The sequence below is a fragment of the Rhizobacter koreensis genome (assembly GCF_013366375.1).
Taxonomy (GTDB): domain Bacteria; phylum Pseudomonadota; class Gammaproteobacteria; order Burkholderiales; family Burkholderiaceae_C; genus Schlegelella_A; species Schlegelella_A koreensis.
This window is the reverse complement of record NZ_JABWMJ010000011.1, coordinates 119483-138988: the sequence shown is the minus strand read 5'-3', so window position 1 is coordinate 138988 and position 19506 is coordinate 119483. Positions and strand designations below refer to the sequence as shown.

Genomic DNA, 19506 nt, shown 5'->3' with positions numbered 1-19506 from the left:
CGGAGCACGCTCGATGAACCCGGCGTTCTGGCGCGACAAGCGCGTGCTGCTCACCGGCCACACCGGCTTCAAGGGCAGCTGGCTCGCGCTGTGGCTGCAGGCCATGGGCGCCGAGGTGCAGGGCTATGCGCTCGCGCCGCCGACCTCGCCCAACCTGTTCGACGCCGCCAACGTGGCGGCCGGCATGAACTCGATGCTCGGCGACATCCGCGACCTCGACGCGCTGCAGCGCTGCGTCGCCGTTTTCCGACCCGAGATCGTCATCCACATGGCGGCTCAGGCATTGGTCCGACCGTCGTACGCCGACCCCGTCGCCACCTACGCGACCAACGTGATGGGCACCGTGCACGTGCTCGAGACGGTGCGTCGCTCGCCCGGTGTGCGCGCGCTGGTCAACGTGACCACCGACAAGTGCTACGAGAACCGCGAGTGGGTCTGGGGCTACCGTGAAGACGAGCCGATGGGAGGCCACGACCCGTACAGCAACAGCAAGGGTTGCGCCGAGCTCGTGACCTCGGCGTACCGGCGCTCGTTCTTCGGCACGCGCGACGGCGTGGCGGTGGCGTCGGCGCGCGCGGGCAACGTGATCGGCGGCGGCGACTGGGCGGTCGACCGCCTGGTGCCCGACATCCTGCGCGCCTTTGAGCGCAAGGAGCCGGTGCGCATCCGCAACCCGCACGCGACGCGGCCATGGCAGCACGTGCTCGAGCCGCTGAGCGGCTACCTGACGCTGGCGGAGCGCCTGTGCACCAATGGCCAGGCGGTCGCCGAGGGCTGGAACTTCGGCCCCGCCGACAGCGACGCGCGCCCGGTGCAGTGGATCGTCGAGCGGCTGGTCGCCGCATGGGGCGAAGGCGCCAGCTGGGAGGTCGACCCCGGCGAGCACCCGCACGAGGCGCACTATCTGAAGCTCGACATATCGAAGGCGGCGCAGCGCCTGCACTGGCAGCCGGCATGGAACCTCGACACCGCCTTGCAGCGCGTGGCCGAATGGCACCGCGCGTGGCTCGCCGGCGCCGACGTCGCCGCGGTCTGCCGCGCGCAGATCCATCAGTACGTGCTGGCCTCACGCGACACTTCATGACCACCCCCGAGGCCTTGCGCGCCGAGATCGCGCAGCTCGTCCAGCAGTACGCCGAGCTCGCGCTGGCGCCGAAGCCTTTCGTCGCCGGCGAATCGCCGGTGCCGGTGTCCGGCAAGGTGATCGGCGCGCGCGAGCTGCAGCTGATGGTCGAGGCGTCGCTCGACGGCTGGCTGACGACCGGCCGCTTCAATGCGGCGTTCGAGCAGCGCCTCGCCAAGTTCCTGGGCGTGGAGTTCCTGATCACCTGCAACTCAGGGTCGTCGGCGAACCTGATCGCGTTCTCGACGCTGACCTCGCCGCGGCTCGGCGAGCGCGCGATCAAGCGCGGGGACGAGGTGATCGGCGTCGCGGCGGGCTTTCCGACCACCGTCAACCCGATCCTGCAGTTCGGCGCGGTGCCGGTGTTCGTCGACGTCGACCTCGCCACGCACAACATCGACGCCACCAAGATCGAGGCCGCGATCTCGCCGAAGACCAAGGCGATCATGCTCGCCCACTCGCTCGGCAACCCGTTCAACCTCGACGTCGTCACCGAGCTGTGCCGCAAGCACGGCCTCTGGCTGGTCGAGGACTGCTGCGACGCGCTCGGCGCCACCTACGACGGCAAGCTCGTCGGCACCTTCGGCGATATCGGCACGCTCAGCTTCTACCCGGCGCACCACATCACGATGGGCGAAGGTGGCGCGGTGTTCACCAACAATGCCGAGCTCAAGCTGATCGCCGAATCGTTCCGCGACTGGGGGCGCGACTGCTACTGCGCCCCTGGCAAGGACAACACCTGCAACAAGCGCTTCTGCTGGAAGCTCGGCGACCTGCCGGAAGGGTACGACCACAAATACACGTACTCGCACCTCGGCTACAACCTCAAGATCAGCGACATGCAGGCGGCGTGCGCGCTCGCGCAGATGGACCGCGTCGACGAGTTCATCCGCATACGCCGCGCCAACTTCGCGTATCTCAAGGAGCGTCTGCACTCCTGCGCCGAGATGCTGCACCTGCCGGAAGCGACGCCCAAGTCCAACCCGTCCTGGTTCGGCTTCCCGATCGTTCTCAAGCCTGAAAGCGGCGTGCGGCGCGTCGATCTGCTGAATTACCTCGACCAGAACAAGATCGGCACGCGGCTTCTGTTCGCCGGCAACCTGACTCGCCAGCCGTACATGATCGGCCGCAATTTCCGCGTCAGCGGCACCCTCGACAATACCGATACGGTGATGAACCAGACGTTCTGGCTCGGCGTTTTCCCGGCGCTCGGGGAGCCGCAGCTCGACTACATCGCCGAGACGCTCGAGACCTTCCTCGGCGTGAGCTTTTGAGCCGATGGAGTTCGCCGACGAGTTGCTGCCCGGTGCGCGGTTCGTGCGTCTGAAGCGCTTCGACGACGCGCGGGGTTCGTTCGTCAAGACCTTCTCGCGCTCGCTGTTCGAAGCCGCGATCGCGGGCATGCCCGGCGGCGAGCCATTCGAGCTGAGCGAGGAGTTCTATTCGACGTCGGCGCGTGACGTGATCCGCGGCATGCACTTCCAGGTGCCGCCGCACGACCACGTGAAGCTCGTCTACTGCGCGAGTGGCGCGGTACTCGACGTGCTCGTGGACCTGCGCCGCGGCCCGGGCTACGGCAAGGTCGCGAGCGTGCGGCTCGATGCCGCCGCGCCGTCGCTGCTGGTCATTCCGAAGGGGGTCGCGCACGGCTTCAGGTCGCTGACCGACGATAGCCTGATGGTCTACAAGACGAGCACCGAGCACTCGCCGGCGCACGACCAAGGCATCCGCTGGGACAGCCTCGACTTCGCCTGGGACTGCCCTGCACCCGTGATCTCGGCACGCGACCGCGCGCACCCGCCGCTCGCCGAGTTCGAATCGCCGTTCTGACGCGATGAAGGTCTTCGTCACCGGCGGCACCGGGTTCATCGGCGGCAACGTGCTGCACGCGCTGGTGCGCGAAGGCCACGAGGTGGTCGCCCTGCGTCGTCCCGGCGGCACGCCGGTGCCCGCCGGCACGCCTGCGGTGCAATGGGTCGAGAAGCCGATGGACGCGCTCGCAGCCGCCGACATCACCGGCTGCGACGCCCTCGTCCACCTCGCGGCGGTCGGCATCAGCCCGCGCCTCGCGACCTGGCAGGAGTGCTTCCACTGGAACGTCGACGTGATGATCGGCCTCGTGCAGCAGGCGCATGCCGCCGGCGTGCGACGCGTCGTCGCAGCCGGCACCTTCGCCGAATACGGGCGCTCGGCGGACCGCTACGAGTTCATCCCGCCCGACGCACCGCTGCTGCCGACTGCCGCCTACCCGGCGTCCAAGGCGGCGGGCTTCGCCGCACTGAGCGGCCTCGCCGCCGAACTCGGCATCGAGGTCTGCTACCTGCGCGTGTTCTCGGCTTTCGGCGAAGGCCAGCACCAGGCCAACTTCTGGCCGGCGCTGCGCGCCGCCGCGTTAGCCGGCGAGGACTTCCCGATGACCGCGGGCGAGCAGGTGCGCGACTTCGTGCCGGTCGAGGACGTCGCCGCCGCGTTCGCGAAAGCCGTCGTGCGCGGCGACGTGCGTGCCGGCATGCCGCTCGCGCTCAACGTCGCGAGCGGCCGCCCGATGTCGGTGCGCGCGTTCGCCGAGCACTGGTGGGCCGAGTGGCGGGCCACCGGTCAGTTGCTGGTCGGCTCCAGGCCGCTTCGCTCTGGAGAGCAGATGCGCGTGGCCGGGGAACTCGAAAAAGTCCAGCGGTAGCTGGTCAGCTAGAATCGTTCAAGTTCAAACGAACCGTCCCGTACGGCCCCGCTGGCCGTTCCCCCCACGCCATCGCTGACAAGCCCGCATTGGCCATGCCCAGTCGACAAGCCAATCTGCAGGAGGACACGTATTTCCGCGCGATGCGGATTCTCCAGCAGAACCCCGACCTCACCCAGCGCGAGCTTGCCGCAAAGCTGGGCGTCAGCGTCGGCGGGCTGAACTATTGCTTGAAGGCGCTGATGGAACGCGGCTGGGTAAAGATGCAGAACTTCAGCCACAGCAAGAACAAGTTCGGCTACGTCTACATGCTGACGCCCGGCGGCATCGCGGGGAAGGCCGCTCTGGCTAGCCGCTTCTTGAAACGCAAGATGGACGAGTACGAGGCGCTGAAAGCCGAGATCGCGACGCTCGAACTGGAATCGCATGAAACCATGGCGTCGGGCACGATGCGCGACCCGTCATGAAGATTGCGATCGCCGGTACCGGTTACGTCGGCCTGTCGAACGGCATCCTGCTCGCGCAGAACAACGAAGTGGTCGCGCTCGACGTCGTGCCGGCCAAGATCGCATTGCTGAACGACAGGAAGTCGCCGATTATCGATAAGGAGATCGAGGAGTTCCTGACGCAACAGCCGCTGAACTTCCGCGCGACACTGTCCAAGCAGGACGCGTATGCAGGCGCCGATTTCATCATTATCGCGACGCCGACGGACTATGACCCGGAAAGTAACTACTTTGATACCCGCTCGATCGAGTCAGTGATTGAGGACGTTCTCACCATCAACCCTGGTGCGACGATGGTGATCAAGTCAACGATTCCCGTGGGCTACACGGCTCGCACCCGGCAGCGCTATGGGACCAACAACCTCATATTTTCTCCTGAGTTTCTCCGCGAGGGCCGTGCGCTGTACGACAACCTCTACCCGTCACGTATTGTCGTAGGCGAGCGCTCCGCTCGGGCCGAGATATTCGCTGAACTCTTGAAGCAGGGAGCTGTCCGGAAGGACATGCCCGTTCTCTTCACGGACAGCTCGGAAGCCGAGGCCATCAAGTTGTTCGCCAACACCTACCTGGCAATGCGAGTCGCGTACTTCAACGAACTCGACACCTATGCAGCAATGCACGGGCTCGATACGCGGCAGCTGATAGACGGCGTCTGCCTTGACCCGCGAATCGGGGCGCACTACAACAATCCATCGTTCGGGTACGGCGGCTACTGCCTTCCCAAAGACACGAAGCAACTGCTGGCCAACTACCGCGATGTCCCGCAGAACCTGATTCACGCCATTGTCGAGTCCAACAACACGCGTAAGGACTTCATAGCCGATGAAATCATCCGCAGGCGCCCTCGAACCGTCGGCGTGTTCCGGTTGATCATGAAGGCAGGATCCGACAACTATCGCGCGTCGAGTATCCAGGGCATCATGAAGCGGGTCAAAGGCAAAGGCATCGAAGTGATCCTGTATGAACCTGTGCTGCAGGAGAGCGAGTTCTACCATTCCAAGGTTGTCACGGACCTCGATGCCTTCAAGAACGCGGCTGACCTGATCATCGCGAACCGAATGACGGATGAACTGCGAGACGTCGCCGCCAAGGTGTACACACGGGACCTCTTCGGAAGCGACTGATCGCCGTTCGCCAGCACTTGCGCATCTGACGCCGCTCACGACCCGACATATCGAACCGAATGGATCTTCAGCCACTCAACGACACGCCGCGCGTGCAAAGTTTGCGTGACGTGTTCGCGACCCGCCATCGCTTCTCGAAAGGTCTGGTCGAACGCGCACAGGCCGCGTTTGGACCGGCTTGGTCGCGCGACTTCGAGTCGATGCTGGTCTCGCTGTTTCCGGGCGACGATCGACTTGGTGCGGCGGCCAGAGGCTATGCGGCGTTTGCGTTCGACTCGATGCGGCGGCAGAAGGCATTCGAAGCGGAGCGCGAGTACCCGAACAAGACCTACGCCGACGCGGCACGCGAGGTCTACTTCAACGAAGAGCACATGGAGCGGGAGTACCTGCCCGGGCTCCTGCTTTCCCATTTCCTGTGGCCGCATCACTACCGGCAGATCCAGTTCTTCGACACCGCATTCCTGTCCGGCCTGCAACGCGCCGAGTCGGCGACGTTCGCCGAGGTCGGGATCGGTACCGCGCTCTTCTCGCGCCGCATCCTGGAACGCACCCCGTCGGCGCGCGGCGACGGCTACGACATCAGCCCCTCGTCGTGCCGCTATGCCGAGCAGCATGTCGCCGCCATCGGAGCCGCCGACCGCTACGTCGTGCACTGTCAGGACATCCTCGAGACGCCGATGACACCGGTGCCGTGGCTGGTCTGCGTCGAGGTGCTCGAGCACCTGGAAGATCCGGTCGGCTTCCTGCGCGCGCTCCGTTCCGCACTGCAGCCCGGCGGCAAGGCTTTCATCACCGCCGCGATCAACGCCGCGCATTCGGACCACATCTACCTGTACCGGAGCGCCGCCGAGGTCGAGCAGGACCTCGAGCGCGCCGGCTTCACTATCGAGCAGTCGTTCGCCGCCACTGCGTTCGCGCCGCCCGCGCCGGGCGTTCCGGTGCCCGTCGCGGCGGCGTTCGTCGCCTACGCGGCATGAGCGCGAGCACGCCCCTTACCACCACGCTGGTCGGCGAGTTCGTCGACCTCCGCCCGCTCGCGACGAGCGACGCGGAGCTGACGTTCGGCTGGCGTCAGAGCGCGCGCGCGATGCTGCTGAACAAGGGAGCCGCGACGGTCGGGCAGCAGGCGAGCTGGATCGCGTCGCGGCCTGCGAGCGAATACAACTTCGTCATCCAGCTCAAGAATGGCACCCCGGTCGGCATGCTGTCGCTGAGCGGCCTCGACCGCGTCAACTCGCATGCGGAGCCGGGTCGCTTCCTCATCGGTGACGAGGACGCGGTGCGCGGCATTCCGGTGGCGGCCGAAGCGATGCTGCTGCTGTACGGTCTCGCGTTCGACACGCTAGGCCTGCACCGGGTGTTCGGCACGGTCGCGTCCGACAATACCCGGATGATCAAGTGGCAGCTCTACATGGGCATGAGTGAAGAGGGTCGCTTGCGCGACCACTACTTCATCAACGGCCATTACCAGGATGCCGTGTGCTTCGGCCTGCTGGAGCCGGACTACCGACGCCGCGCGTTGCCGCGCCTGCGAGCCATGGTCGCCGCAGGCCGGGTCCGCGTCGCGCAACCTTCTTCCAACGGGTAATCAAATGGATACACGCGCTTCCGTCATCGAGATCATCTACGGCGCCTTGCGCGGCCTCAACGAGGAACTGCCCGAGGACCAGCGCGTGCCGCTCGCCGAGGGCACGCTGCTGTTCGGACCCGACGCATCGCTCGACTCGCTTTCGCTGGTCTCGGTCATCGTCGACGTCGAGTCGGGGGTCGGCGACCGCTTCGGCAAGGCGGTCAGTCTGACTGACGACGAAGCGATGAGCCAGTCGGTCTCGCCGTTCTCGAGCGTGTCGACCCTCGCCGACTACATCGTCCAGCTTCTCGAGCGCGCGTGACGGCCTCGCTGAACGATCCGTACACCGAGCGCGTCGCGCTCGTCACGGGCAGCAGCCGCGGAGTGGGCCGGCTGATCGCCGAGCACTTCCTCTACGGTGGCGCGCGGGTGATCGGCGTCGCGCGCGGTGGCTCCGACCTCGCACACGAGCGCTACCAGCACATCGAGGCCGATGTCGCCGATGCCGCCGCGGTGAACGCGCTGTTCGCGAGCCTGCGCACGGCCGGCACCGCGCCCGACATCGTCGTCAACAACGCCGCCGTGCTGACCTCGCAGTACGCGATGATCATGCCGGCGAGCGCGGCCGAGGCCATGCTGGCCGTCAACCTGCTGGCGCCGTTCCTGGTGTCGCGCGAGGCCGCCAAGCTGATGCGCAAGAAGAAGTGGGGCCGCATCATCAACATAGGCTCGATGGCGGCGAGCCTCGAGCCCGCGGGCGACTCGGTCTACGCGGCCTGCAAGACCGGCCTCTCGACCCTGGCCAACGTGATGGCCAAGGAGTTCGCGCCGATGAACGTCACCTGCAACACGCTGGCGATCACGGCGTTCGAGACCGACATGCTGCGCCAGCTGCCGCGCGACAAGATCGACGCGGTGATCGCCGGGCTGCCGCTGCCGCGCTACGCGACCGCGGACGATATCCTCAACGTGGTCGACTTCTTCGCGTCCGAGCGCAGTTCCTACGTCACCGCGCAGACCCTCTTCCTGGGCGGCGTGCACTGAGATGAGCGCGGCTCCCGTGCTGCTCGACGAGGCGACGCGAGTCTGGCGCGTCACCGCCGGCGTCTTCGCGTCGAACTGCTACCTGGTCGGCCTGGGCGGCGGCGCGCGCTGCGCGGTGGTCGACCCGGGGCTAGGCACCGCTGCCATCCTCGATGCGATCGATGCGCTCGGGCTCGAACCGGCCGCGGTGCTCTGCACCCATGGTCACTTCGACCACGTCGGCAGCGCGGCCGTGATCCAGCGGGAGCACGGTTGCCCGGTGTATCTGCCGGCCGACGACGTCGCGACCATGCGCTCGTCGAATTTCCTGCTGATGGCATTCAAGATCGACGCACGCATCGAACTTCCCGAGGTGACGGTGGTCGCGCGCGCGCAACCTTTGGTCGACGTCGGCGGCGAAACCTTCACGTTCCACCTGGTGCCCGGGCACACGCCGGGCAGCTGCATCGTGCGCAGCGGCACGCGCCTGTTCACCGGAGACACGCTGTATGCGCGCGGGGTCGGCCTGTCGAAGCTGCCGGGCGAGCGCCCGGTCGAGCTGCGCCGCTCGCTCGCCGCGATCTGGGATCTGTTCCCGGCCGACGCGCAGGTCTATCCGGGACATGGCGATTCGGCTTCGCTCGGCTGGATTCGCGACAACAACACGGCGCTGCAGCGCTTTCTGCAAGCCGCCGACGAAACTTCGCACAAGCAATGAGTACCGCTTTTGAACAGGGCATCGGCATCATCGGTGTCGGCCACCACCTGCCGAGCATCGTCGAGGACAACGCGACGCTGTGCGAGCGCCTCGACGTCACCCCGGAGTGGATCGTCGAGAAGACCGGCATCGAGCGCCGCCACCTTGCGGCGCCCGGCGACACCGCAACCGGCTATGCGCTCGCCGCAGCACGCCGCGCGCTCGGGATGGCGCAGGTCGACGCCGCCGAGATCGACCTCATCATCTGCTGCACGTTCTCGGGCGACTACATCTTCCCGCCGATGTCGGCCAAGCTGCACCACGATCTCGGTGCCAAGGGCGCGCAGATCTACGACCTGCAGGCCAACTGCACCGGCGTCGTCACCGGCCTCACTGCGGCGGCCGACCGCATGCTGGTCGACGGCACGGTGCGCAACGCGCTGGTCGTCGGCGTCGAGCTGTGCTCGCGCTATGTCGATCGCAGCGACGTCAACACCGCGATCTACCTGAGCGACGGTGCCGGCGCGGTCGTGCTCGGCCGCCGTCCAGCGGGCCAGGGCATCAAGGCTTCGGCGTTCTTCACCGACTCGTCGAACTACGAGTCGGTCCGCATGCGCGGCGGCGGCTCGAGCTTTCCGATCATGGGGCGCGCCGCCGACCCGACCATCGATCACATGGAGATGAACGGCATCGCAACCTGGAAGCAGGCGATCACGCACCTGCCGACCGTGATGCGGCGCTGCGCCGAGAAATCGGGCGTGCAGATGACCAACGTCGACTTCCTGGTCTTCCACCAGGCCAATCTGCGGCTGCTCGAATACATCGTCCGCAAGATGGGGCTCGGCCTCGACAAGACCTACACCAACGTGCAGGACATCGGCAACACCGGGTCGGCATCGCTCGCGATCGCGCTGAGCCAGGCGGTCGAGCGCGGCCTCGTCAAGCCGGGCGCGCTGGTGATGCTGGCTGCGGTCGGGGCGGGGTTCAACTTCGGCGCGAGCCTCTGGCGCTGGGACCTGCCGGTGCCGGCGGCGTCGGCGAGCGAAGGTTCCGCAGCGTGATTGCGCTGGCCGATTTCGACGCGATCCGCGTCGGCGACCACCGCGAGCTGACGCGGACGATCGGCGAGGACGAGATCCGCCAGTTCGTGCGGATGACCGGCGACGACAACCCGCTGCACGTCGATCCGGCGTTCGCCGCGCAGACGCCGTTCAAGGACATCGTCGTGCACGGCATGCTCGGTGCGTCGTTCATCTCGACGGTGATCGGCACCCAGCTGCCGGGTCCGGGCGCGCTCTGGGTCAGCCAGAACATGGAGTTCCTGCTGCCGGTGCGGCTCGGCGACGTGCTCACGGTCGCATGCACGGTGACCGCCAAGCACGAGCGCGATCGCCTGCTCGACCTCGACACCCGGATCACCAACCAGAACCAGCAAACCGTCCTCAAAGGCAGCGGCCGCGTCAAGCTGCTCGAGGCGGCGCAGCCGCGCGCGGCCACGGCCGAGCGCACGCTCAGCCGGGTCGCCCTCGTGACCGGCGGCGCCGGCGGCATCGGCGAGGCGATCTGCCGCCGCCTCGCCGGCGCCGGCTTCGCGGTCGCCCTCAACTACCACCGCAACGCGGCACGCGCCGAGCAGATCGTCGAGTCGATCCGTGCAGCCTCGGGTCGCGCGGTCGGGCTCAGCGCCGACGTATCGAACGAGGCCGGTGCCGCCGCTTTGATCGAGCGTGCGAGCAGCGCGCTCGGACCCATCGGCGTGCTCGTCAACAACGCGTCGCCGCGCATCAACCCCAAGCCATTGGCCGAGATGGGCTGGGCCGATCTGCAGCAGCAGCTCGACGTCCAGCTCAAGGGCGCGTTCCTGCTGAGCCAGCAATGCGCTTCCGCGATGGCGCGCCACGGCGGCGGGCGCATCGTCAACATCACCACCCAGGCAATCCAGGGTGCGCCGACTCCGCACTGGACTGCGTACGCGGTCGCGAAGGCGGCGCTCGCCACGCTGTCGCGCCAGCTCGCGGTCGAGCTCGGCCCCTCGGCAATTACCGTCAACTGCGTCGCCCCCGGCATGACCGAGACGGCGCTGATCGGCGACATCCCTCAGAAGCAGCAGATGATCATCGGCCGGCAGACCCCGCTGCGGCGCCTCGCGCAGCCCGACGACGTAGCGGCCGCGGTCGCCTACCTCGTCTCGGACGAGGCCCGCTTCGTCACGGGGCACACTCTCGACGTCAACGGCGGGATGGTCATGCGATGAGCGACACCGCAACCCTGCTCGAGCAATTGGCTGCGCCGGGCGCCAAGCTGACCCAGATCATCGGCGCCGTCGAACGGCTCGAGCCGCTCGTCGACGCAAAGCGCGAGCTGACGATCGGCGTCTCGTCGAACGTCAGCGTCGACCTGCTCTCGGTGTTCCTGCGCAAGCACGCGCTGCTCGCCGGCGTGCGGCTCGCGGTCGAAATGGGCAGTCACGACGACCCGGTCACGGACGCGATGCGCTTCGCCGCGTCGAGCGTCGATGCGATGGTCTACCTGCCGTTCTTCGACAACCTGATGCCCAGCTTCGAGGACAGCCTGGAGCTGCTGCCGGCCGCCGACGTCGAGGCGAAGGAAGCCGATTTCCGCGCCCGCTGTACGCTGGTGTTCCGTTCAGCGCAGGCGCTGCCGGCGATCTACGTCGGTACGCTGCACCGCTACGGCCGCCCGGTCGATACCGGCCGCGCCGACCCGGTCGACGCTGTGCTGGCGCGCTTCAACGCGACGCTGCGCGAGGTCGCTCGCGAGTTCGTCAACGTGCGTATCCTCGACACGGCGCCGGTCGTGCAATCAATCGGCGCGGGCGCGGCGTTCGACCGCCGCTTCTACCTACGCAGCACCGCGCCGTACGCGCCGCCGTTCCTGGACGAGTTCGCGCGCCAGATCGCCCTCGCCTCGCGAGGCTTCGGCACCTACTTCTACAAGGCACTGGTGCTCGACTGCGACAACACGCTGTGGGGCGGCATCATCGGTGAAGACCTGCTCGAGGGCATCCGCCTCGACCCGCACAGCTACCCAGGCCGGGTGTATTGGCAGGCGCAGCAAACCTTTGCTGCGCTCGAGCGCAACGGCGTGCTGATCTGCCTATGCAGCAAGAACAACCCCGAAGATGTGGACGAGGTGCTCGAGCGCCATCCGCACACGGTGCTGAAGCATGACCATCTGACGCTGAAGAAGGTCAACTGGACCGACAAGGTCACCAACCTGCAGGAGATCGCCCGCGAATTGAACATCGGACTCGACAGCCTGGTGTTTGTCGACGACTCGCCGTTCGAGGCGGCCGCGGTGCGCGCGGCGCTGCCGCAGGTCCGCGTGGTCGAGCTGCCGCCGGCGCTTACCGAATACGGGCGCGTGCTGCGCGAGGTGCGCGAGCTGTTCCTCGCCGGTGGCGTCAGCGACGAGAGCCGCTCCAAAACCGATCAGTACCGGCAGCTCCAGAAAGCGGCGCAGGAGCACGCGCAGTTCGCCACCCATGAGGAATACCTCGCCTCGCTCGACCTGCGCGTCGAGCTCAGGCGCAATTCGGTCGCCGAGCTCGCCCGCATCAGCGAGCTCACCCAGAAGTCGAACCAGTTCAACCTGACGACGCTGCGCCAGACGCCGGGCGAGATCCGCGAACGCATGGAGAGCGACACCGGCTGCGTGTACTCGCTAACCGTGTTCGACAAGTTCGGCAGCGCCGGACTCACCGGCGTGGCGATCGTACGCTGGACCGGTGAGACCGCGGTCGTCGACGCCTTCCTGATGAGCTGCCGGGTGATCGGACGCGGCGTCGAGTTCGCGATCTGGCCTGTCATCACGCGCGACGCGGCGGCGCGCGGCTGTCGCGTGCTCGAGGCCGAGTTCCGACCCACCGCGAAGAACGCGCAAGTCAGCCAGTTCTACGAGCAGCTCGGGCTAACCCTGATCGAGACCACTGACGGGGTCAAGCGCTACCGAGCTGAGATCGCGGACTTCCACCCCCCACGAGCTGAATGGATCAAGGTAACCCATGGTGAATGAACAGACCCTGCGGCAGGTCATGGCGACCGTGCTGCGCATCCCGGTCGAGTCGATCAACGAGAACACCAGCATGGACGACGTCGAGAGCTGGGATTCGCTCAAGCACATGAACCTCGTGCTCGCGCTGGAAGACGAGTTCAAGGTCAGCATCCCGGACGAGGACGCGGCCAACATCACGTCGTATCAGCTGATCAAGGTGGTGCTCGACGAACTCGTCTCGGGTTGAGCATGGCACTCGAATGGCTCGTCGATCGGTTTGCGTCCCAGCCGCATAAGACGGCGTTCGTGCACGAGGACCGCAGTGTCACCTACGGTGAGCTCCGTGGGCTGATCGATCGCTTCGGGCGTGTCCTTGCCGACAACGGCGTCAACGCCGGCGAGCGCGTGCTAATCCTCGGCGACTACACACCCGAGGCGTTCGCGTTGATGCTGGCGCTCGGACGGAACGCCAACATCGTGATCCCGTTGACGCGCGAGTCGGTTGTCGAGGTCGACACCGCGCTGGCGATCAGCGGGTGCGACTGGCGCTTCGACTTTCCCGCGGGCGCCACCGAGCCGGTGCTGCAGCGGCATGCGGTCGCCTGCGACAACGCGTTGCTCCGCGACTTCGTCGCCACCGGCGCCCCCGGCATGGTGCTGTTCTCGTCAGGTTCGACCGGCAAGCCGAAGGGCATCCTGCACGACGTCGAGCGGGTCGCGAACAAGTTCCTGACCCAGCGCGAGCCCGTGGTCGCCGTCCCGTTTCTGATGTTCGACCACTTCGGCGGCTTCAACACCATCCTCGCGATCACGTCGAGCCTTGGCACCGTCGTCAGCGTGGCCGACCGTTCGATCAAGAGCATTTGCGAGGCCATCGAGCGGCACCAAGTGGCGCTTCTGCCAACCACGCCGTCGTTCCTCAACCTGCTCATGGCTTCCCGCGCGCACGAGACGTACGACCTCTCGTCGCTGACCCGCATCACCTACGGCACCGAGGTCATGCCGCAGGCGACGCTCGACCGTGTGCGCGAAGCACTACCGAACGTGAAGCTGCAGCAGACCTACGGCCTCTCGGAAGTCGGCGTGCTCGGCTCGAAGTCGCGCGACGACGGCTCGCTATGGATGCGCATCGGCGGTGCCGGGTTCGAGACCAAGGTCGTCAATGACATTCTCTGGATCAAGTCCGAGTTCTCGATGGTCGGCTACCTCAACGCACCGTCCGCTTTCGACGCCGATGGCTGGTTCAACACGCAGGACCGGGTCGAGGTCGAAGGCGACTACTTCCGCATCCTCGGCCGCGTCACCGACCTCATCAACGTCGGCGGGCAGAAGGTCTATCCGGCCGAGATCGAGGAAGTGATCATGGACTTGCCGAACGTGGTCGACGTCGCCGTCTTCGGCGAAAGCAACGCCCTCCTCGGTCAGATCATCGTTGCGCGCATCGCGCTGGCCGAACCCGAGCCGATCGAGCAACTGAAGTCGCGCGTGCGTGTCGCCTGCAAGGAGCGGCTCGCCGCCTACAAGGTGCCAGCGCGCGTGGTGATCGCCGACGGGGCGCTCTACACGAGCCGCTACAAGAAAACGCGTCGCGCCGACCCCGGCACGGTGGCGTGACCGGAACGGAGCCGAGACGTCATGCCACTGGCCGACTGCAGGCTGATCGATCTGCCGCGGATCAACGACCCGCGCGGGAATCTCACGTTCATCGAGGGCGGGCGCCACGTCGACTTCGACATCCGGCGCGTGTACTACCTTTACGACGTGCCGGGCGGCTCCGAGCGTGGTGGACACGCTCACAAGGCGTTGCGGCAGCTCATCGTCGCGATGTCGGGCAGCTTCGACGTCCATCTGGACGACGGCCGCGCCAAGAAGGTGTTTCACCTCAATCGGTCGTACGTGGGCCTGTACGTCTGCCCGATGATGTGGCGCGAGCTCGACAACTTTTCGTCGGGTTCGGTGTGCATGGTGCTGGCATCCAACCTCTACGACGAGGACGACTACTACCGCGACTACGGGCGCTTCATCGAGGCGGCGAAGGCAGCATGATTCCATTCCTGGACCTGAAGCAAGTCAATGGTCGCCACGCCGAAGCGATCCATGAGGCGGTCGAGCGCGTCCTGGCCTCGGGCTGGTACATCCTCGGTAGCGAGCTACCCCGTTTCGAGCAGGCCTTCGCAGCATTTTGCGAGGCTCGGCATGCGATCGGCGTCGCGAACGGACTCGATGCACTCACGTTGAGCCTGCGTGCATTGGGCATTGGCCCCGGCGACGAGGTGATCGTTCCATCGCACACGTTCGTGGCGACCTGGCTGGCCGTCAGTCATGTCGGAGCGACTCCCGTACCCGTCGAGCCGGTAGCCGACGGCTTCAACATCGACCCAGCCCGGATCGAAACCGCCATCACGCCGCGCACGAAGGTGATCATCCCGGTTCACCTGTATGGTGAGCCCGCCGACCTCGAGCCGATTCTCGACGTGGCGCGCCGACACCGGTTGCGAGTGGTCGAGGACGCTGCGCAGGCGCATGGTGCCCGCTACCGCGGGCGCCGCATCGGGGCGCATGGGGATCTGGTCTGCTGGAGCTTCTACCCCGGGAAGAACCTCGGCGCGCTTGGCGACGGCGGTGCGGTCACCACCGACGACGCTGAGCTGGCCGAGCGACTGCATGCATTGCGCAACTACGGGTCACGCATGAAGTATCACCATGAGGTGATCGGCTTCAACTCGCGTCTCGACGAGTTGCAGGCAGCAGTCCTCGGCGCGAAGCTGCCTTTCCTGGACGACGACAATGCTCACCGTTCGCGCATCGCAGCCCAGTACACCGCCGCGCTGGCCAACGCGCCGCTCGAGTTGCCAACGATCGGCTCGCATCGCGATGCCGTCTGGCATTTGTATGTGGTGCGGCACCCCCAACGCGACGAGCTGGCTGCCCGGTTGCGCGACCTCGGCGTGGCCACCATGATCCACTACCCGGTCGCACCCCATCTGCAACCTGCCTACGCCGCGCTCGGCCTGCAGCGAGGCAGCCTGCCACTCGCCGAGGCGCGCCAGGATCAGGTGCTCAGTCTCCCGATGGGGCCCACCCAAAGTGCGGACGAGACGGCGCGGGTGATTTCTGCGGTTCGGGAAGCCCTGCGTGCGATGGCGTCCTGACCAGGTCGGGTCCGTTCGCGGCGCCTGCACGCTTTGAACGAGCTCGAGCCCTAGGCTCGAACGCGATCCATGACGCTCGTCAAGACATCGCTCCTTACGCTCATCTCCACGGCGATGAAGATGTTGGCCGGCCTGGTCATCAGCAAGGCGCTGGCGCTTTACGTGGGCCCGGCGGGCTTCGCCATCGTTGGCCAGTTTCAAAGCTTCGTGCAACTGCTGACCACTGCGGCCAAGGGCGGCATCGACAACGGCATTGCGAAGTACACGTCGCAATACCGCGCAGACGAGGCACGCCTCAGCCAGCTCTTCAGCACCACCGCGCGCATCACTGTCGCATCGTCGTTGGCGGCTGGAGTGGTGCTGGTGGCGGGGTCGGGCGCGCTCTCGGAGTACCTGCTGAAATCGACGGAATACCGGTACGTCTTCGTGACCTTCGGCTGCACTGTCGTCCTGTTCGCGCTGAACAGCATGCTGCTCTCGATCCTCAACGGCTTGCACGAGATCAGGCTGTACATCGCGATCAACATCTTCCAGAGCCTGCTCACCCTCGTGCTCACCGGCATCCTGATCGTGCTCTTCGGGATCGACGGGGCGCTGCTCGCGCTCGTCACCAACCAGTCGCTTGTTTTCGTGGTGGTGCTGTGGGCGCTGCGCCACCACGCCATCGTTCGCCTGCAGCGATTCCGCGGCGCCTTTCACCGCACCGACGCGTTGCAACTTTCCCGCTACGCGTTGATGACGGTCGTCAGCGCGACGGTGGCCCCGCTCACCGTGATGCTGGTGCGCGAGCACATCGGACAGACGCTGGGGCTGCCCGAGGCAGGTTATTGGCAAGCTGCCTGGTACGTCTCCTCGGTCTACCTGACGGTGGTGACTACCAGCCTTGCGGTCTATTACCTGCCCAAGCTGTCCGGCCTAGATTCAGCCGCGGCGATTCGAGCCGAACTGCGCCACGGCTACGCGATCGTCATGCCGGTGGCAGTGCTCGCGGCACTCGTGGTCTTTGTCGGAAAGGACCTCATCATCCGGCTGATCTTCACCCCCGAGTTCACGCCCATGCGTCCCCTTTTCAAGTGGCTGTTGATCGGTGACATGTTCAAGATCGCCTCGTGGCTGCTCTCGTACCTCATGCTTGCCAAAGCCATGAGCCGCGCCTACATCGTCACCGAGGTGGTGTTTTCAGCCAGCTTCGTGCTGCTGACCATGGGTTTCACGCGCGTGTTCGGACTCGAGGGCGTGATGTACGCGCACGCCCTCAACTACGCAGCCTACTTCGCTGCGGTCGCGCTGGTCACGCGACCGGTATGGCGCTCCGCAAGCCTTGTCGAGACCAGCCCATGCTGAGTGTCCTGATCCCGTCGTACAACCACGCGAGCTACATCGAGCAGGCGATCGACAGTGCCCGTCGCATTAGCGTCCCGGGCAAGCGCATCGTCATCATCGACGACGCCTCGACTGACGAAACCGCCGCCGTGATCGAGGAGAACCTGCGGCGGCATGGCGCCGAGGGCATCGATTTCATTCGCAAGCCGCAGAACCGTGGCGCCATCGACTCGGTGCTGACGTTTCTGGCGATGTGCAGGACCGAGTACGTGTACTTCATGGCATCCGACGACATCGCGATCGGTGATGGCGTGGGTCGACTGGTGGCGATGCTCGAAGCCCGGAACAGCCTGCAATTCGTCATCGGCGGTGGCAGCAACCTTCTGCCGGACGGTACGACCACCCCCCTCTACGGCCGCAAGCACGCGCGCTTGTTCGGTCACCCGCCTGAGGCATTGGTGGAGGCGCTGTTCCTGACCGACCCGAGCCCGCTGCTCTGCCAGTCGTCGGTGTTCAGGCTGCGCGCGATTGAAGCCGTCAACGGCTTTGATCCCGCTCTGGTCGCCGACGACTTCACGCTTTTCACGCGGCTGTTCAAGCGGTTCCACCACCGGGGTGTCGATTTCGAGTTCGCCCCCGAAGTCGACTGCGTCCGCTATCGGCACCACGGATCGAACAGCTACCGCAATCTTCCTCGCCAGGCGTCCTCGCATCGACAGGTGATCCTCGCGAATTCCCCGGAACGGCTGCGCACCAAGGCGGCGGGCTACAAGCTCGCGTTCTTCGCGTTGGTGGCAGCCAAGCGCCGGGACCGACGCTCGCTCCTTCAGATCGCACGCATGACCACCCTGTCCGAATCGCCCTGGTTCGTGATCGGGCTGTTCGCCAACGCGATCAACTGGCTGAGGCTGCGATGAGCGAGTTTGAGTTCCTCCTGCTGGCGCTCGCCAAGTGGAAGACCTTGGGCGCGCTTTCCGTGGCTTTCGTCGTGATTCTGTATCTGTCCATCAGGCGGGTCGTCGCCGGCGGCATCTTCGACCCGATGATGCTCACGCTCGTCGCCGGCTACAGCGTCAATTACGCCGTGGTCGCGCTGCTGTATCTGAACGATCTTGCGAGCGGCTATCTCACGCTGCTGGTGTTCGCCTATGGGCTGACGCTGATCGGCGTGTATCGAAGGGTGAGCCGGGGGCATGGCCGATCATCGCTGCTGGCGGCGGTATGGGCGGTCGCCCCCCGCTCCCGCGGTCCCACGGCCTTCGCGATCTCGCTCGGCATCTACCTCCTGCTGAGCCTTTACGTCATCTCGTCGATCGGTTTCGGCATCTTCTCCGAGACCAACCGGTTCGATGCGGCGGCCGGCTTCGGTAGCTACATCCGCGTCCTCGATCTTCTCAGCCCGTTCATCGTGGGCTACAGCACGCTGCACATCCATGCGCAGCGGCGCCGACGCCGCGTCAAGATCGCCGGCCTGGCGTTGTTCATCGGCTATGCAGCGATGGTGAGCGGAGCCAAGATCTCCGTGATTCTCAGCCTGCTGACCGTGTTCTTCACGCTTTCGCTCGTCGTGCCGAACCTGCGAGTACGAGCGACGGTCGCCATACCGGCACTGGTCGCGGGCGTTGCGTTTTCGATGCTGGCGCTGAGCATCAACCTGGAGAGGAACAACATCGACGAAAGTGCCAGCGCGACCGACCTCGCGGGCGCCGGCTTCGTCGTCGAGCGCTTCCTTTACCGTCTCATTGCCAGCGGCGACACGAGCTACCTGCTGCTACCCAACGACGTCATCGATCGCATAGCCACGGATAGCGCCTGGATCCGCTTCGCTGCGCCTCTTGTCGGCACCGGCAACATCACGAACCTGCTGGGTTACCCGGTAGGCGACTACTCGGTGGGTCGCCAGGCGGTGCTGTACCACGACCCAAGCTTCGATGTGTTCGGCGGCCCCACCAGCCACTTCGATCTGTTTGCCTACGTCTACTTCGGACCATTCTTAGGCTGGTTCTTCGTCGCCCTGCTCGGATGGCTGCTGGGAACGATCAATCGCGCGGTAGTGACCGTCAAGGCACGCATGCGCGCACCGATCAACACGTACGGCGTCGCGCTCCTGGTAACCGTCTGGACGCGGGCCGTCCTGATGATCGTTGAGCCCACGGTGGCGCTGGCGTATCTGTTCGACGCATTCCTCTACTTCGGCTTTCTCGCGCTCGTGCTGCCATCGGCGCGCAGCCATGCGCGGGCGCACCCGCAGCGCGCGGGTGACCAGTTGCAGCCGGCAACCTGACTCCGCACCG

The 19506-nt window shown here is 66.0% G+C and carries 21 protein-coding genes; all 21 read left to right on the top strand.

Annotation, left to right across the window (positions count from 1 at the left end; translation table 11 throughout):
- Window positions 1-13 precede the first annotated feature (13 nt).
- The gene (rfbG, locus tag HQN59_RS20785; protein ID WP_176071038.1) at window positions 14-1084 is read left to right on the top strand and encodes a CDP-glucose 4,6-dehydratase; all 1071 of its coding nucleotides are present in this window, start codon (window positions 14-16) and stop codon (window positions 1082-1084) included.
- The gene (rfbH, locus tag HQN59_RS20780; RefSeq protein WP_176071037.1) at window positions 1081-2397 is read left to right on the top strand and encodes a lipopolysaccharide biosynthesis protein RfbH; all 1317 of its coding nucleotides are present in this window, start codon (window positions 1081-1083) and stop codon (window positions 2395-2397) included. Before rfbG ends, rfbH begins: the two co-directional genes overlap by 4 nt.
- 4 nt (window positions 2398-2401) lie before the next feature.
- Window positions 2402-2953 carry a dTDP-4-dehydrorhamnose 3,5-epimerase family protein gene (locus HQN59_RS20775; RefSeq protein ID WP_176071036.1) on the top strand — a complete coding sequence of 184 codons (552 nt, stop codon included), beginning with the start codon at window positions 2402-2404 and terminating at the stop codon, window positions 2951-2953.
- 4 nt (window positions 2954-2957) lie between these two features.
- Window positions 2958-3803, top strand: coding sequence for an NAD-dependent epimerase/dehydratase family protein (locus tag HQN59_RS20770; RefSeq protein ID WP_176071035.1), 846 nt, complete (start codon window positions 2958-2960; stop codon window positions 3801-3803).
- Window positions 3804-3898: 95 nt separating this feature from the next.
- A complete protein-coding gene (locus tag HQN59_RS20765; RefSeq protein WP_176071034.1) occupies window positions 3899-4270 on the top strand; it encodes a MarR family EPS-associated transcriptional regulator in 372 nt (123 codons plus the stop codon).
- Complete coding sequence (locus HQN59_RS20760; protein WP_176071033.1) at window positions 4267-5433, top strand: nucleotide sugar dehydrogenase; 1167 nt, start codon at window positions 4267-4269, stop codon at window positions 5431-5433. The genes HQN59_RS20765 and HQN59_RS20760 overlap by 4 nt, the downstream gene beginning before the upstream one ends.
- Window positions 5434-5492: 59 nt before the next feature.
- Window positions 5493-6410, top strand: coding sequence for a class I SAM-dependent methyltransferase (locus HQN59_RS20755; RefSeq protein ID WP_176071032.1), 918 nt, complete (start codon window positions 5493-5495; stop codon window positions 6408-6410).
- Entirely contained in the window at window positions 6407-7021 is a 615-nt protein-coding gene (locus HQN59_RS20750; RefSeq protein ID WP_176071031.1) for a GNAT family N-acetyltransferase, read from the top strand. Before HQN59_RS20755 ends, HQN59_RS20750 begins: the two co-directional genes overlap by 4 nt.
- Before the next feature lie 4 nt (window positions 7022-7025).
- The gene (locus HQN59_RS20745) at window positions 7026-7325 is read left to right on the top strand and encodes an acyl carrier protein (protein WP_176071030.1); all 300 of its coding nucleotides are present in this window, start codon (window positions 7026-7028) and stop codon (window positions 7323-7325) included.
- Window positions 7322-8047, top strand: coding sequence for an SDR family NAD(P)-dependent oxidoreductase (locus HQN59_RS20740; RefSeq protein WP_342451263.1), 726 nt, complete (start codon window positions 7322-7324; stop codon window positions 8045-8047). Before HQN59_RS20745 ends, HQN59_RS20740 begins: the two co-directional genes overlap by 4 nt.
- Before the next feature lies 1 nt (window position 8048).
- Window positions 8049-8744, top strand: coding sequence for an MBL fold metallo-hydrolase (locus HQN59_RS20735; RefSeq protein ID WP_176071029.1), 696 nt, complete (start codon window positions 8049-8051; stop codon window positions 8742-8744).
- The gene (locus tag HQN59_RS20730; RefSeq protein WP_176071028.1) at window positions 8741-9784 is read left to right on the top strand and encodes a 3-oxoacyl-ACP synthase III family protein; all 1044 of its coding nucleotides are present in this window, start codon (window positions 8741-8743) and stop codon (window positions 9782-9784) included. Before HQN59_RS20735 ends, HQN59_RS20730 begins: the two co-directional genes overlap by 4 nt.
- Complete coding sequence (locus HQN59_RS20725) at window positions 9781-10977, top strand: SDR family oxidoreductase (protein ID WP_176071027.1); 1197 nt, start codon at window positions 9781-9783, stop codon at window positions 10975-10977. Before HQN59_RS20730 ends, HQN59_RS20725 begins: the two co-directional genes overlap by 4 nt.
- Window positions 10974-12758 (top strand): HAD-IIIC family phosphatase, encoded by a 1785-nt coding sequence (locus HQN59_RS20720; protein WP_176071026.1) that lies wholly within the window; start codon window positions 10974-10976, stop codon window positions 12756-12758. The genes HQN59_RS20725 and HQN59_RS20720 overlap by 4 nt, the downstream gene beginning before the upstream one ends.
- On the top strand, window positions 12748-12984 hold the full coding sequence (locus tag HQN59_RS20715) for an acyl carrier protein (protein ID WP_176071025.1): 237 nt from the start codon (window positions 12748-12750) through the stop codon (window positions 12982-12984). The genes HQN59_RS20720 and HQN59_RS20715 overlap by 11 nt, the downstream gene beginning before the upstream one ends.
- 2 nt (window positions 12985-12986) lie before the next feature.
- The gene (locus HQN59_RS20710; RefSeq protein ID WP_176071024.1) at window positions 12987-14351 is read left to right on the top strand and encodes a class I adenylate-forming enzyme family protein; all 1365 of its coding nucleotides are present in this window, start codon (window positions 12987-12989) and stop codon (window positions 14349-14351) included.
- Window positions 14352-14372: 21 nt separating this feature from the next.
- Window positions 14373-14783, top strand: coding sequence for a sugar 3,4-ketoisomerase (locus HQN59_RS20705; protein WP_176071023.1), 411 nt, complete (start codon window positions 14373-14375; stop codon window positions 14781-14783).
- A complete protein-coding gene (locus HQN59_RS20700; protein WP_176071022.1) occupies window positions 14780-15889 on the top strand; it encodes a DegT/DnrJ/EryC1/StrS family aminotransferase in 1110 nt (369 codons plus the stop codon). Before HQN59_RS20705 ends, HQN59_RS20700 begins: the two co-directional genes overlap by 4 nt.
- 69 nt (window positions 15890-15958) lie before the next feature.
- On the top strand, window positions 15959-17233 hold the full coding sequence (locus tag HQN59_RS20695; protein WP_176071021.1) for an O-antigen translocase: 1275 nt from the start codon (window positions 15959-15961) through the stop codon (window positions 17231-17233).
- Window positions 17227-18129 (top strand): glycosyltransferase family 2 protein, encoded by a 903-nt coding sequence (locus HQN59_RS20690; RefSeq protein ID WP_176071020.1) that lies wholly within the window; start codon window positions 17227-17229, stop codon window positions 18127-18129. Before HQN59_RS20695 ends, HQN59_RS20690 begins: the two co-directional genes overlap by 7 nt.
- Window positions 18126-19496, top strand: a complete 1371-nt coding sequence (locus tag HQN59_RS20685) for a hypothetical protein (RefSeq protein WP_176071019.1) — start codon at window positions 18126-18128, stop codon at window positions 19494-19496. Before HQN59_RS20690 ends, HQN59_RS20685 begins: the two co-directional genes overlap by 4 nt.
- Window positions 19497-19506 lie beyond the last annotated feature (10 nt).

Coding starts and splice junctions, on each gene's coding strand:
- HQN59_RS20695 (WP_176071021.1), top strand. CDS start 15,959: ATGACGCTCGTCAAGACATCGCTCCTTACGCTCATCTCCACGGCGATG.
- HQN59_RS20770 (WP_176071035.1), top strand. CDS start 2,958: ATGAAGGTCTTCGTCACCGGCGGCACCGGGTTCATCGGCGGCAACGTG.
- HQN59_RS20690 (WP_176071020.1), top strand. CDS start 17,227: ATGCTGAGTGTCCTGATCCCGTCGTACAACCACGCGAGCTACATCGAG.
- HQN59_RS20745 (WP_176071030.1), top strand. CDS start 7,026: ATGGATACACGCGCTTCCGTCATCGAGATCATCTACGGCGCCTTGCGC.
- HQN59_RS20760 (WP_176071033.1), top strand. CDS start 4,267: ATGAAGATTGCGATCGCCGGTACCGGTTACGTCGGCCTGTCGAACGGC.
- HQN59_RS20735 (WP_176071029.1), top strand. CDS start 8,049: ATGAGCGCGGCTCCCGTGCTGCTCGACGAGGCGACGCGAGTCTGGCGC.
- HQN59_RS20755 (WP_176071032.1), top strand. CDS start 5,493: ATGGATCTTCAGCCACTCAACGACACGCCGCGCGTGCAAAGTTTGCGT.
- HQN59_RS20685 (WP_176071019.1), top strand. CDS start 18,126: ATGAGCGAGTTTGAGTTCCTCCTGCTGGCGCTCGCCAAGTGGAAGACC.
- HQN59_RS20720 (WP_176071026.1), top strand. CDS start 10,974: ATGAGCGACACCGCAACCCTGCTCGAGCAATTGGCTGCGCCGGGCGCC.
- HQN59_RS20700 (WP_176071022.1), top strand. CDS start 14,780: ATGATTCCATTCCTGGACCTGAAGCAAGTCAATGGTCGCCACGCCGAA.
- rfbH (WP_176071037.1), top strand. CDS start 1,081: ATGACCACCCCCGAGGCCTTGCGCGCCGAGATCGCGCAGCTCGTCCAG.
- HQN59_RS20750 (WP_176071031.1), top strand. CDS start 6,407: ATGAGCGCGAGCACGCCCCTTACCACCACGCTGGTCGGCGAGTTCGTC.
- HQN59_RS20765 (WP_176071034.1), top strand. CDS start 3,899: ATGCCCAGTCGACAAGCCAATCTGCAGGAGGACACGTATTTCCGCGCG.
- rfbG (WP_176071038.1), top strand. CDS start 14: ATGAACCCGGCGTTCTGGCGCGACAAGCGCGTGCTGCTCACCGGCCAC.
- HQN59_RS20710 (WP_176071024.1), top strand. CDS start 12,987: ATGGCACTCGAATGGCTCGTCGATCGGTTTGCGTCCCAGCCGCATAAG.
- HQN59_RS20775 (WP_176071036.1), top strand. CDS start 2,402: ATGGAGTTCGCCGACGAGTTGCTGCCCGGTGCGCGGTTCGTGCGTCTG.
- HQN59_RS20705 (WP_176071023.1), top strand. CDS start 14,373: ATGCCACTGGCCGACTGCAGGCTGATCGATCTGCCGCGGATCAACGAC.
- HQN59_RS20730 (WP_176071028.1), top strand. CDS start 8,741: ATGAGTACCGCTTTTGAACAGGGCATCGGCATCATCGGTGTCGGCCAC.
- HQN59_RS20715 (WP_176071025.1), top strand. CDS start 12,748: ATGGTGAATGAACAGACCCTGCGGCAGGTCATGGCGACCGTGCTGCGC.